The sequence below is a fragment of the Cupriavidus sp. GW822-FHT02D05 genome (assembly GCF_058802485.1).
Genome location: NZ_JBXAOE010000039.1, coordinates 42,374 through 54,437 on the forward strand (window position 1 = coordinate 42,374; position 12,064 = coordinate 54,437).

A 12,064-nucleotide genomic window follows, 5' to 3' on the forward strand; every position below is an offset into this window, starting at 1 on the left:
CGCGATCAGAAGAATGAAGCCGTATTCAAGAAGAGAGGCGAGACAGGACGTCTGGCCTCGAAAGCACCGTGCCGCAAGCGGGGCACGGTCGCTAGGGATACCGTGGCCCGTCAGGCGGAGGTGCCGATCCTGGATCGACTACTGTCGTCGGAACAAGTGCTCACTGGGTAGCCCTGGAATTAAGAACCCGCGTACTGTAGCGGCGCAAGTTGAATGGGTCAAGCACAAAACGGCGGATGCCTGCGATTAATCGATCTTGAAGGTTGAATGCATGTAGATTGCCTGAAAATCAATCGGACAAGTCTGAAAATAGATCAAGAAATTCCCGAATCAATTCATCGCATCGGAATATCTCGCGGCCTCATCTGGCGTGCCGCGAGATTGGCGCGTTGCGATAGTCAGTGCGTCGGCGTCGGCGCCGGCACGGCAGCGCGCCGCGACCGCGCCGCCAGCACCTGGCTCAGGCCCAGCCCGCCCAGCGCCGCCGCGGCCGAGAACAGGAACACCGAGCCATAGCCCGCATGGCTGGCGATCACGCCGGCCACCGGGCCGGTCAGCCCCAGCGCCAGGTCCAGGAACAGCGCATAGGCGCCAAGCGCCGAGCCGCGATTGCTCTGGGGCACCAGCTTGACCGCCTCCATGCCCAGCGACGGGAACACCAAGGCAAAGCCAAAGCCGGTGACGGCGGCGCCGATCAGCGCCTGCGCGGGTGTCGGCGCAAGCCAGATCAGGGCCAGGCCGGCGGCTTCCACGGCAAACGAGCACAGCGCCACCCGATAGCCGCCAAAGCGGCCGATGCTATCGGCCAGCAGCAGGCGCGCCACCACAAAGCTCACGCCCAGGCTGGTCAGCGCCAGCGCGGCATGGTCCCAGCCGTGGCTGGCGTAGTACAGCGTGACAAAGGCCGTGATGGCGCCAAAGCCCACCGAGCCCAGCGCCAGGCACAGGCCAAACGGCGTCATGTGGCGGAACACGGTGCGAAACGGCATGCGCGCGCCCTTTACCGTGGGCACCGCTGCCTTGCGCCGGGCCAGCGTGAACGCGGCCAGGGCCATGACGGTGGTGACGATGCCCAGCGAGGCAAAGCCCCAGCGCGCATCCAGCAGCACGCCAACCGGCGCGCCCAGCGCCAGCGCGCCGTAGGTGGTCATGCCATTCCACGAGATCACCTTGCCGGTATGGCGGGCGCCCACGTCGCCGATGCCCCAGGCAATGGTGCCGGTGGTCACCAGGCTCTCGCCCGCGCCCAGCATCAGCCGGCCGGCGAACAGCCACGCCAGGCTAAGCCAGCCGATCGACACGAACAGGCTGGACACCACGGCCAACAACCCGCTGGCGGCAACCAGCGTGAGCCCGAGCGTGACGGATTTCTTGGGACCCTGCAGGTCGCACAGGTTGCCGGCGTAGGCGCGGCTCAGCAGCGTGGCCAGGTACTGGATGCTGACCGCCAGCCCGGCCACGACCGTGCCATAGGCAAGATCGCCGTGGACAAAGCCGGGCACCACCGCCAGCGGCAGGCCGACCGTCAGGTAGGCAATGAAGTTGAAGAAGACGATGGCGACGATGCGCCGGTTGATGCTGCCTTGCTGATGTTCCCCGGATTCCGGGGCGGCGAGGGTCGTGCTGTTTGCGGACATGGCGATGCGAAGGCGAGTGTCTTGGCGCTGAAAGCGCAGAGCCCGGACAACGAACCGTGGCGCGCCATGCTTTGGGCGCGCGGGAGAGTGCGGTCTTGGGGCGAATGCGAAGCGGGTAGCGAAGGTGTGATGCGGGCGCTACTCGAGGCGGCGGGTCGATACGGCGGGGCGCAGGCGGTGGGCTGTCAGCATGAGCAGGGACATGGCTAGGGGGCGGTTAGTCGGCCTGTGTCCCCAGAAGCTGGCCGGTGAAATCGGAGCCGCCCGGTCGTATGCAAATCCGCCGCTGCTGGCTGGGCAATTTTAAGCGGCTGTTTAGTTGGTGTAAATCCGGGTTGCGGAATTTAGCCCCCCGAGTGCGCCCGAACGCGGGGCAGGCCTGGCTGAAGTGCGCTAAGTGGCACGTTCACGAGGGCAGCGAGGCCTGTGCAAGTGCACTCGGAGAGGTAGACAATGCCTCGTGGCAGCAGGGTTCGCCACCAGTTTCATCACCAATGACTCAGTGAGAGGACCGGATATGCAACTCGGAATCATAGGGCTCGGGCGCATGGGCGCGAACATCGCAAGGCGGCTGCTGCGCGCGCAGCATGAGGTGGTGGTGTACAACCGTAGCGCCGACAAGGTGCAGGCCCTGGCGGCGGACGGTGCCGTCGGCGTCACCAGCATCGAGGCGCTGGTTGGCAAGCTGGCCGCCCCGCGCGCGATCTGGGTCATGTTGCCGGCAGGCGACACCACCGAGCAGATGATCGCGGCGCTGGCGGACCTGCTCGAGCCCGGCGACGTCATCATCGACGGCGGCAACACCTTCTACAAGGACGATATCCGGCGCGCTGGCGAGCTGGCGGCGCGCCAGTTGCATTATGTGGACGTAGGCACCTCGGGCGGGGTCTGGGGCCTGGAGCGCGGCTATTGCCTGATGATCGGCGGCAAGCAGGAGGTCGTCGGCCGGCTCGATCCGCTGTTCGATACGCTGGCGCCAGGCTATGGCGACATACCGCGCACGCCGGGGCGCAACCCCGCGAACGACCGCGCCGAGCGCGGCTATATCCACGCCGGGCCGGCGGGCGCGGGCCACTTTGTGAAGATGGTCCACAACGGCATCGAGTACGGCCTGATGCAGGCCTATGCCGAGGGTTTCGACATCCTCAAGACCAAGGCCGCCGAAAGCTTGCCCGAGGCTGAGCGCTTCCAGCTCGACCTGGCGGATATCGCCGAAGTGTGGCGGCGCGGCAGCGTGGTGTCCTCGTGGCTGCTCGATCTCACCGCGCAGGCGCTTGCCAGCGACGTCAAGCTCTCGCGTTTCTCTGGCGAAGTCGCTGACAGCGGGGAGGGGCGCTGGACGATCGACGCGGCTGTCGAGCAGGCCGTGCCGGTGCCGGTGCTAGCCAGCGCGTTGTTTGCGCGGTTCCGCTCGCGGCAGGATCACACCTATGGCGAGCGGCTGCTCTCGGCCATGCGCTTTGGGTTTGGCGGGCATGTGGAAGAGCATGGCGGCGGGGAGTCCGGTATCGCGCACGCCAGCCGCCCCGCCGGCCTGCCTGATTCCGCACTTTAATGGGGTGGGGCGCGAATTCGTCAGTCCTTTGCCGCGTTGCCGCTAAATTTCCCCAAAGATTGGCCGTTAGCCGGAGCAGTGGCCCGTCATTGCAGCGCGCCGCTCCAGCGCCAAGCACCGCTGGAGCCACGCGGCGATGCCGGGCCCGGGGAAACGATCAACACCGCGCAGCGAGCCCGCGCATTGCGGGGACAAAGGAAGCGTATGAGCAGCTCGATGAGAGACATCGACGAACGGACCAACCTGACCAACAACAACCAGTTCGAGTTGCTGTTGTTCCGCCTGGGCGAGTCGGACCAGTCCGCGCAGAGCGAACTGTTCGGCATCAACGTCTTCAAGGTCCGCGAAATCCTGGTAATGCCCCAGGTCACCACCGTGGTCGGCGGCGGCCCGGCCATGCTCGGCATGGCCGATATCCGCGGCCAGGTGATTCCTGTGATCGATCTGCCCAAGATGGTGGGATGCACGCCGCGCAGCGGCCTGAACATCCTGCTGGTGACCGAATACGCGCGCTCCACGCAAGGCTTTGCCGTGGAAGCCGTGGAAGAAATCGTGCGCCTGGAGTGGAACCAGGTGGTCTCGGCCGAGACCAGTGTCCGGGGCGATATGGTGACCAGCATCGCCAAGCTCCATAACGAGGCCGATCCCGCGAACCCGCGCCTGGTCCAGGTGCTGGACGTGGAGCAGATCCTGCGCGACGTGCTGCCGACCCGCCAGCCGGAAGTGGACCCCAAGACGGTCGGGCCGCAACTGACGCTGCGCCCCGGCACCAAGATCCTGGCCGCCGACGATTCCGCTTTTGCCCGCAGCCTGATCGAGCAAGGCCTCAAGGCCATGGGCGTGCCGGTGCTGATGACCAAGACCGGCCAGGAAGCCTGGCAGCAACTGGGCGAGATCGCCGATCATGCCGCCGCCAACGGCCGCACCGTGCAGGACGAGATCGCGCTGGTGCTGACAGACCTGGAAATGCCCGAGATGGACGGTTTCACGCTGACCCGCAAGATCAAGGCGGACGCGCGCTTCAAGTCGATCCCGGTGGTGATCCACTCCTCGCTGTCCGGGACGGCCAGCGAAGACCACGTGCGCAAGGTGGGGGCCGATGCTTACGTGTCGAAGTTCCTGGCGAAGGACCTGGCGGATACGATCCGGGGCGTGCTGGCACGTTGATGCTTGTGGGAGGGGCAGGGGGGGAGAGGGCGGGCGGGATAATACCGTTGGCTTCGCTTCAAGTGGCTCCTAGCCAAACCGCCCCTCTCCCCGGCCCTCTCCCCATGAGGGGAGAGGGAGAAAACAGCCTTCGTCATGGCGCTCGGCGTTGGCCCATTCGGCGGCTTCGGCGAATGCCTCTGGTTTGTCAGCAGGCCAACTCAGGCTGCCATTCCCAGGAACTGCTGCAGCTCCGGCGTAGCCGGATTGTTGAACAGCTGCTCCGGCGGCCCGATCTCATGCACGCGCCCCTGATGCATGAACACCACCCGATTGCACACCTCGCGCGCAAAGCGCATTTCGTGCGTCACCATCAGCAGCGTCATGCCCTCGCTGGCCAGCTGGCGCACCACGTTCAGCACCTCCACCACCAGCTCCGGGTCCAGCGCCGAGGTAATCTCGTCGCATAGCAGCGCCCGTGGCTGCATGGCCAGCGCGCGCGCAATCGCCACCCGCTGCTGCTGCCCGCCGGAAAGCTGGTCGGGATAGCTGTCGAACTTCTCCCCCAGCGCCACCTTGGCCAGGCACTCGCGCGCGCGGCTCAATGCTTCCGGCTCTTTGACGCCGGCCGCCACGGTGGGCGCCAGCATTACGTTGCGCCCCGCGCTCAGGTGCGGGAACAGGTTGAACTGCTGGAAGATCATGCCGACCTTGCGCCGCAGCGCGCGCAGCTCCAGCTCGCTGCTGCCGAGCTTGGCGCCTGCCACGGTGATGTTGCCTTCGTCGATGCTCTCCAGGCCGTTGATACAGCGCAGCAAGGTGCTCTTGCCCGAGCCGCTCTTGCCGATGATGGCAATCACCTCGCCGGCCTCCACCTTCAGGTCGATGCCCTTGAGCACTTCGTTCGCGCCGAAGCGCTTCTTTACGTTTTCAATGGCGATGAGCGACATTGAGCTTCCTTTCCAGGTGACGGCTGTAGCGGGATAGCGGCCAGCACAGCGCAAAGTAGATCAGCGCGACCAGCGCGTAGACGGTAAAGGGGCTGAAGGTGGCGTTGGTGATGACCGTGCCCGCCTTGGACAGCTCGACAAAGCCGATGATGGACGCCAGCGCCGTGCCCTTGATGATCTGCACCACGAACCCCACCGTGGGCGCAATGGCAATGCGCAGCGCCTGCGGCAGGATCACGTAGCGCATCTGCTGCAGGTGGCCCAGCGAGAGGCAGCCGGCGGCTTCCCACTGGCCCTTGGGGATGGCCTCGACGCAGCCGCGCCAGATCTCCGCCAGGTAGGCGCCGGACCACAGCGATAACGCCAGGCCAGCGGCCAGCCAGGCCGGGATCTCCACGCCGAACAGCGCCAGGCCGAAGAACGCCAGGAACAGCTGCATCAGCAGCGGCGTGCCCTGGAACACTTCGATAAAGGCCCACGCCGCGCGGCGCAGCGGCGCGCGCCGGCTGATGCGCATCAGCAGCACCAGCAGCCCGATGACGGCACCGCCGGCAAAGGCCACCAGCGACAGCACCACGGTCCAGCGCACCGCCATCAGCAGGTTGCGCAGGATGTCCCAGGTTGAAAAATCGGTCATGACGCCCTCCGGAACAGCATGCCGCCGATGCCGCGCAGCACCTGGCGCAGCCCGATGGCGAGCAGCAGGTAGATGGCGGTGGTCAGCAGGTAGACCTCGAACGCGCGGAAATTCCGGCCCTGGACGAAGTTGGCGGCAAAGGTCAGGTCCTCGACCGCGATCTGCGAGCACACCGCCGAGCCCAGCATGACGATCACCACCTGGCTGGACAGCGCCGGCCAGATCTTCTTCAGGGCGGGGCGCAGCACCACGTGGCGAAACACCAGGAAGGGCGACATCGCCAGGCTGGCGCCCGCTTCAAGCTGGCCGCGCGGCACGGCCGCGATGCCCGCGCGGACAATCTCCGCGCTGTAGGCGCCAAGATTGATCACCATGGCCAGGATGGCGGCCTGCATTTCTCCCAGTTGCACGCCCGCGCTGGGCAGGCCGAAGAAGATAAAGAACAGCTGGATCAGGAATGGCGTATTGCGGATCAGCTCCACATAGCCGCCCGCGACGGCCGCCAGCCAGGCCGGGCCCTGGGTGCGCGCCCATGCGCAGGCGATGCCGAGGGTCACCCCCAGCACGCCGCCCATGGCGGTGAGTTCAGCCGTGACCTTGACGCCGTGCGCGAATACGCCGGCGTAGTCGAAGGCCGAGAGGAAATCGAATTGGTAGGACATGCGGTAGCGATCGGTGGAGGCGCCCGGTTGGGGCGCTCATGAGCGCGGAGCTGGCGCAGTACGCCATGCCGCAGCGGCTGCCCGCCGGGCACGGCTTCCCGTGGCTTGGGCCGTCAGTGCATCAATGCATCAACGCATCAACGCATCAAAGCGTGGCCGGCAGCGGCATGCCCAGCCACTTCACCGTGATCGCATTGAGCTCGCCGTCCTTTTTCACTTCCGCCAGGATGGCGTTGACCTTGGCTTGCAGCTTGGGCTCGCCCTTGTTCAGGCCGATGAAGCAGGGCGAGTTCTTGATCAGGAACTTCGGCTCTGGCTTCTTGGGCGGGTTCTTGGCGAGGATGGCGGCTGCCACCACGTTGCCCGTCGCCACCAGTTGCACCTGGCCGGACAGGAACGCGCTGATGGTGCCGTTGTTGTCTTCGTAGCGCTTGATGGTGGCCGTCGCCGGGGCGATCTTGGTCAGTTCCAGGTCCTCCACCGCGCCGCGCGTCACGCCGATGGTCTTGCCGGCCAGTTCGGCGGCACCGGTCACTTTCTGGTCGGCCGGGCCAAACACGCCGTTATAAAACGGTGCGTAAGCCTCGCTGAAATCGATGGCCTTCTCGCGCTCGGCGTTCTTGCCCATGCTGGAGATCACCAGGTCCACCTTCCTGGTCTGCAGGTAGGGCACGCGGTTGGTGCTGGTCACGGGCACCAGTTCCAGCTTCACGCCCATCTTCTTGGCGATCAGTGTCGCCACGTCGATGTCCAGCCCCTGGGGCTTCATCTCGGCGTTGACCGAGCCGAACGGCGGAAAGTCCTGCGGCACCGCGACCTTGAGCACGCCGGCCTTGACCACATCGTCCAGCGCTTCGGCGCCGGCGGTTTGCATCGAGAAGGCGAGGGCAGCGGCACCGAGGCCGAGGAGGAGTTTGGAGAGCTTCATAAGGGTCCTTGCTAGCTTGCCGTTAGGGAGGAAATTCAAAGAATCGAAATCGAAGAAGCGGGTCGTTGCTATCTACCGGTTGCCCGCGTGCTCAAGCCGCATGCCCCAGCGGGCTCAGCGCCTGGCGCAGCGGATCGGGCGGGTCCGCCGGCGTGGCGGCGCTCAGGCCGGCCTCGACGTGGCACAGGTGGGCGTCCATCAGCGCGATGGCGCGCTCGGTATCGCCCGCGGCCAGCGCTGCCACGATCAGCACATGCTCGGCGCAGGACTCGTTGGCCTGGTGGCTGGACTGGTAACGCATGGCAATCAGCGTGGTGCGCGCCGTCAGGTCGCGCAGCGTGTCGGCCAGCAGCACATTGCCCACGCATTCGCCCAGGCACACATGGAAGTCGCCCAGCAGGTAGCTGCGCAGGGCGGTGTCGTCGGCGCTCAGCGCGCGCTGCTCCTGCGCCACGTGCTCCTGTAACCGGCCGATGGCAGCGGCGGAGACCGGCGCCGCATAGCGCAGCAAGCCAAGCTCGATCGCGCGCCGGGCGGCAAATGCCTGGCGGGCTTCCTGCCGCGACGGCTCGATCACAAACCAGCCGCGCCGGGCGGACACCGTGACAATGCCGCGCGCCGCCAGCCGGGTCAGGGCTTCGCGCACCAGCGTGCGGCTGACGCTGAACAGCCCGGCCAGCGCCTGCTCGCCCAGCCGCGTGCCGGGCGCCAGGCGCTGGGCCAGGATCGATTGCGTGATGCGTTCGGCAATCTCGGCGGAAGTGCTGCCGCGGGCGTGGCCGGCGGTATCGCTGAAGGCTGGCATGGAGGGAGCGGCGAAAGTCATGCCAGCCTCAGACGCAAGAGGTATGCCAGACTGATATACAAGCGTGATGTGCAGTTTTTGTACGCAAAACGGCCTTGGCCCGGGCTGGGCGCGCACCAGTTGGGCGCGGCTTATGCCGCTGGCGAGTGCAAGTGCACGGCAGTGGTGCGGCGAGCGCTGCCGGCAAAGTGCTCAGGCTGCGTGTGCAAGGCGCGCGTGGAGGCCGAGGCCCTTGCCGAGAAAGGGCTGCGCGGCCTGAGCATGTGCATCAGCATCGACGATTTCGGCGCGGGCTACTTGTTCTCCGGGCCGCTCGCATCGGAGGATGTTTCCGCCTTGCTGAGGGAACGGGTTCTCGCGCCAAGCCTGGCCTGATCCGATCACCACCCACCGCCCAGCGCGCGGAACGTCGCCACCGCGGCACGCGCGTTGTCGGCGTGCACGCGGGCCTGCTGGTCGCGCGCGGCCAGCAACTGGCGCTCCTCATCCAACACCTCGAACAGGCTCACGGCCCCGCCCTTGTACGCATCTTCGGAAGCGCCGCGCGCGCGTTCGTGGGCGTCGATCTCGGTGCTCAGCTCCTTGCCCTGCGATTCGAGCTCGGTCAGCGTGACGATGGCGTTCTCGACGTCTTCGGTCGCGCGCAGCATGGCCTTGCGGTAGTTGACCAGCGCCTCGGCGTTGGCGCCCTTGGCTTGCGCCACCTCGGCATCCACACGGCCGAAGTCGAACAGGCGCCAGCGCAAGCCCGCTGCCGCCACCGGCTGGAACGCGGCAGCGGAAAACAGCTTGCCGCCGCTCAGGCTCTCAAAGCCGAGCAGCGCGGATAGGGACAGCTTGGGGTAGTACTCGGCGGTGGCCGCGCCGATGCGCGCGCTGCTGGCGGCCAGCCTGCGCTCCGCCGCGATCACGTCGGGGCGGCGGCGCAGCAGGTCGGCGGGACCCTGGGCCACGGAGATGGCCGGCACGGCCACGCCGTTCGGCAGGGGGCCAAGCTCGGCGGCGTAGGTGCCCGGCTGCGCGCCCATCAGCACATCGAGCCGGTTCAACTGGGTTTGCAGCTCGATCCGCAAGGGGGGGATGGTGACGCGCGCCTGCGCCACCAGCGCTTGCGCCTGGGCTACCTCGCGGCTGGACGCAAGCCCGTCGTGCAAGCGCAATTGCACCAGGTCCAGCAGCTTGCCGTTGTTCGTCACCTGCTCCTGCGCAATGGCAATGCGCTGCTGCGCGCCGCGCACGCGGAAGTAGGCATCGGCGGCCTCGGCCGCCACCGAGATGCGCGCGCCGAGCTGGTCGGCCTGCGCGGCCTGCGCCTCGGCGTCGGCCGCCTCTGCGCCGCGCCGCAGGCCGCCGAACAGGTCGATCTCCCAGCTCGCGCCCGCGCCCACATCGTAGAGCGCGGCATTGCGGTCGTAGCCGGGGAACTTGCTCGCGATCTTGCCTAGCGGGCTTTCCAGCGACTGATGCACCTTGGCCGCCTGCGCCGACAAACTGCCTTGGGGCAGCAACTGCGCACCGGCCTCGGCGGCAGCGGCCCGCGCCTGCTGCACGCGGGCAAACGCGGCGGCCAGGTCCAGGTTCTGGTCCAGCGCGCGCTGGACGATGCGCGTGAGCGCGGGATCGTCGAATCCCGTCCACCAGGTATCCAGCGGTGGCGCAGGCTGGCGCGTGGCGCGTGCAGCCAGCGCATCGGCATGCGGGTAGCTGGCTGCGGTGTCGGCCGCGGGCGTCTTGTAGTCCGGGCCTACCGCGGCGCAAGCCGCCAGGCCCAGCGCCGTCAGCGCTGCCGCGCAGAGCACGGTGGCCCGCGCCGCATGCCGGCGCAGGTGCTGGTGCGGCTGCGGCTGTTCAGGCGCGATTCCGGGGCGGGGCGGGGTACGGCTCATGTCCATCTCCTTCAGGGATTCAGGGAAACCAGGAAGCGGCTTGATCGCCGCCCCAGTGGTTTTGTTCAACAAGTTACTTGCATGATGATATTTACAACTCTATACTAACTTTCATATTGATAGCAACATGATTTCCTGGAGGTGGCGAACATGCAGAAAAAGCCGCTCGACAACGCGCCTTGCCCCATTGCCCGCAGCCTGGCGCGGGTGGGTGAGCCGTGGAGCATCCTGATCCTGCGCGAGGCGTTCTATGGCAACAGCCGCTTCGACGAATTCCAGAAGCAGCTGGGCATTGCGCCCAACATGCTGGCGCGCCGCCTCGAAACCCTGGTGCGCGAGGGCCTGCTTGCGCGGCGCCAGTACTGCGAGCGGCCGCCGCGTTTCGAATACCTGCTGACTGACCGGGGCCGCGAATTCCGCCCGGTGATGCTGGCGCTGCTGGCCTGGGGCAACCGCCACTTCTCACCCGAGGGCGAGAGCGTGCTGCTGGTGGACCGCCAGACCGGCGCCACCGTTATCCCGATCCTGGTGGATGCGCAGACCGGGCATCCGATTACCGATGCCGATCACGTGGTCGTGGCCGGCCCGGCCGCCAGCGAGGGCGTCCGCGCCAAGCTTGAAAAGTCGGCGCGGGCACGCGCGGCCACCATCCCCGATGTCCCGCAGGCAACTGTCCATATGTGAAAGCGCTGCAGCGTTAGCGTGTTGAAGCAAAAGTTAGAGCGAAAACCAGAGGAAGCGTCATGACAAGCGATATCACCGCCGAGCGTGCAGGCCCGGCGCCCATCCCCGTTACCCGCAAGCCCCGCATCAGCCGCAAGCGGCTGATCATGACCGGCGCGCTCATCGCCGCCGGCCTTGGCGCCGCCGCCTATGGCCAGCACTGGTGGACGCACGGCCGCTTCCTGCAAAGCACCGACGATGCTTATGTTGGCGGTGAAGTCACGGTGATTGCGCCGAAGGTGCCGGGCTACCTGGCGCAAGTGCTGGTGACCGACAACCAGCAGGTGCACGCCGGCGACTTGCTGGCCCGTATCGATGACCGCGACTACCGCGCCGCGCTGGCCAAGGCAGAAGGGGCGGTGGCCGCCCAGCAGGCGCTGCTGGCCAATCTGGATGCCACCCGCTCCTTGCAGGAAGCGGTGATCGGCCAGGCCCGGGCGGCGGTCACCGCGGTGAATGCCGACACCCTGCGCTCGCGCGACGACCAGGTTCGTTACCAGAGCCTGGCTGCCAAATCGGCCGTATCGGTCCAGAGCTCGCAGAAGGCTGACTCGGACTACAAGCAAGCTCTCGCCAACACGCAGAAGGCGCAGGCCAGCCTGCTCGCGGCGCAGCGCCAGGTCGACGTGATTGCCACGCAGAAGCTGCAAGCGCAGGCGGCGCTCGCGCAAGCCGTTGCCGAGCGCGACATCGCCAAATTGAACCTGGGCTACACGGAGTTGCGCGCGCCCATCGACGGCACCATCGGCAACCGCCGCGCCCGCGTGGGCGCCTATGCCGCCGGCGGCGCGCAACTGCTGTCGGTGGTGCCGGCACGCGGCCTGTGGGTCGATGCGAATTTCAAGGAAGGGCAGCTTGCGCATCTGCGCCCGGGCATGCGTGCCACCGTGGAGGCCGACGTGTTGCCCGGCCGCGTGTTCCACGGCCGCGTACTCAGCCTGGCGCCGGCCACGGGGGCACAGTTCAGCGTGCTGCCGCCGGAGAACGCCACCGGCAACTTCACCAAGATCGTCCAGCGCGTGCCGGTGCGCATCATGCTGGATGACAACGAGGCCGCGCTTGCCATGCTGCGGCCCGGCTTGTCGGTGCTGGCGCAAGTCGATTCCCGCGCCGACGCGCAGGTGCAACCATGAGC

The 12,064-nt window shown here is 67.0% G+C and carries 12 protein-coding genes; 5 read left to right on the top strand and 7 right to left on the bottom strand.

Translation table 11 applies throughout. The annotated features are described in order from the left end of the window. Positions 1-398: 398 nt before the first annotated feature. Positions 399-1,637 carry an MFS transporter gene (locus tag AC1RQK_RS35475; RefSeq protein ID WP_492814063.1) on the bottom strand — a complete coding sequence of 413 codons (1,239 nt, stop codon included), beginning with the start codon at positions 1,635-1,637 and terminating at the stop codon, positions 399-401. 517 nt (positions 1,638-2,154) lie between these two features. Between AC1RQK_RS35475 and gnd the strand changes: the two genes are divergently transcribed. Together gnd and AC1RQK_RS35485 are read left to right on the top strand one after the other, a co-directional pair. After that, positions 2,155-3,192 (top strand): phosphogluconate dehydrogenase (NAD(+)-dependent, decarboxylating), encoded by a 1,038-nt coding sequence (gnd, locus tag AC1RQK_RS35480; protein WP_492376663.1) that lies wholly within the window; start codon positions 2,155-2,157, stop codon positions 3,190-3,192. A gap of 204 nt (positions 3,193-3,396) precedes the next feature. Beyond that, a complete protein-coding gene (locus AC1RQK_RS35485) occupies positions 3,397-4,359 on the top strand; it encodes a chemotaxis protein (RefSeq protein ID WP_416052184.1) in 963 nt (320 codons plus the stop codon). A 200-nt stretch (positions 4,360-4,559) separates the two neighbouring features. Here AC1RQK_RS35485 and AC1RQK_RS35490 read toward each other — a convergent pair whose 3' ends face one another. The 5 genes from AC1RQK_RS35490 to AC1RQK_RS35510 form a co-directional block, all read right to left on the bottom strand. Beyond that, positions 4,560-5,288 (bottom strand): amino acid ABC transporter ATP-binding protein, encoded by a 729-nt coding sequence (locus AC1RQK_RS35490; protein WP_492814066.1) that lies wholly within the window; start codon positions 5,286-5,288, stop codon positions 4,560-4,562. Further along, positions 5,269-5,925 carry an amino acid ABC transporter permease gene (locus AC1RQK_RS35495; protein ID WP_174424714.1) on the bottom strand — a complete coding sequence of 219 codons (657 nt, stop codon included), beginning with the start codon at positions 5,923-5,925 and terminating at the stop codon, positions 5,269-5,271. Before AC1RQK_RS35495 ends, AC1RQK_RS35490 begins: the two co-directional genes overlap by 20 nt. After that, positions 5,922-6,587 carry an amino acid ABC transporter permease gene (locus AC1RQK_RS35500; protein ID WP_416052185.1) on the bottom strand — a complete coding sequence of 222 codons (666 nt, stop codon included), beginning with the start codon at positions 6,585-6,587 and terminating at the stop codon, positions 5,922-5,924. The genes AC1RQK_RS35495 and AC1RQK_RS35500 overlap by 4 nt, the downstream gene beginning before the upstream one ends. A gap of 145 nt (positions 6,588-6,732) precedes the next feature. Continuing rightward, positions 6,733-7,515: a transporter substrate-binding domain-containing protein gene (locus AC1RQK_RS35505; protein WP_492814069.1), complete on the bottom strand. Its 783-nt coding sequence runs from the start codon at positions 7,513-7,515 to the stop codon at positions 6,733-6,735. Positions 7,516-7,606: 91 nt separating this feature from the next. Continuing rightward, positions 7,607-8,341 carry a GntR family transcriptional regulator gene (locus tag AC1RQK_RS35510; protein ID WP_492374612.1) on the bottom strand — a complete coding sequence of 245 codons (735 nt, stop codon included), beginning with the start codon at positions 8,339-8,341 and terminating at the stop codon, positions 7,607-7,609. Positions 8,342-8,536: 195 nt separating this feature from the next. Between AC1RQK_RS35510 and AC1RQK_RS35515 the strand changes: the two genes are divergently transcribed. Then, complete coding sequence (locus AC1RQK_RS35515; RefSeq protein ID WP_492814071.1) at positions 8,537-8,695, top strand: hypothetical protein; 159 nt, start codon at positions 8,537-8,539, stop codon at positions 8,693-8,695. 5 nt (positions 8,696-8,700) lie between these two features. Here the strand turns inward: AC1RQK_RS35515 and AC1RQK_RS35520 are convergent, their stop codons facing one another. Then, entirely contained in the window at positions 8,701-10,206 is a 1,506-nt protein-coding gene (locus tag AC1RQK_RS35520) for an efflux transporter outer membrane subunit (protein WP_492814073.1), read from the bottom strand. A 150-nt stretch (positions 10,207-10,356) separates the two neighbouring features. On the opposite strand from AC1RQK_RS35520, the gene AC1RQK_RS35525 reads away from it, so the two are divergent. Continuing rightward, positions 10,357-10,890, top strand: a complete 534-nt coding sequence (locus AC1RQK_RS35525; protein WP_492814075.1) for a winged helix-turn-helix transcriptional regulator — start codon at positions 10,357-10,359, stop codon at positions 10,888-10,890. A 59-nt stretch (positions 10,891-10,949) separates the two neighbouring features. Then, on the top strand, positions 10,950-12,062 hold the full coding sequence (locus tag AC1RQK_RS35530) for an HlyD family secretion protein (RefSeq protein ID WP_416052190.1): 1,113 nt from the start codon (positions 10,950-10,952) through the stop codon (positions 12,060-12,062). Positions 12,063-12,064 lie beyond the last annotated feature (2 nt).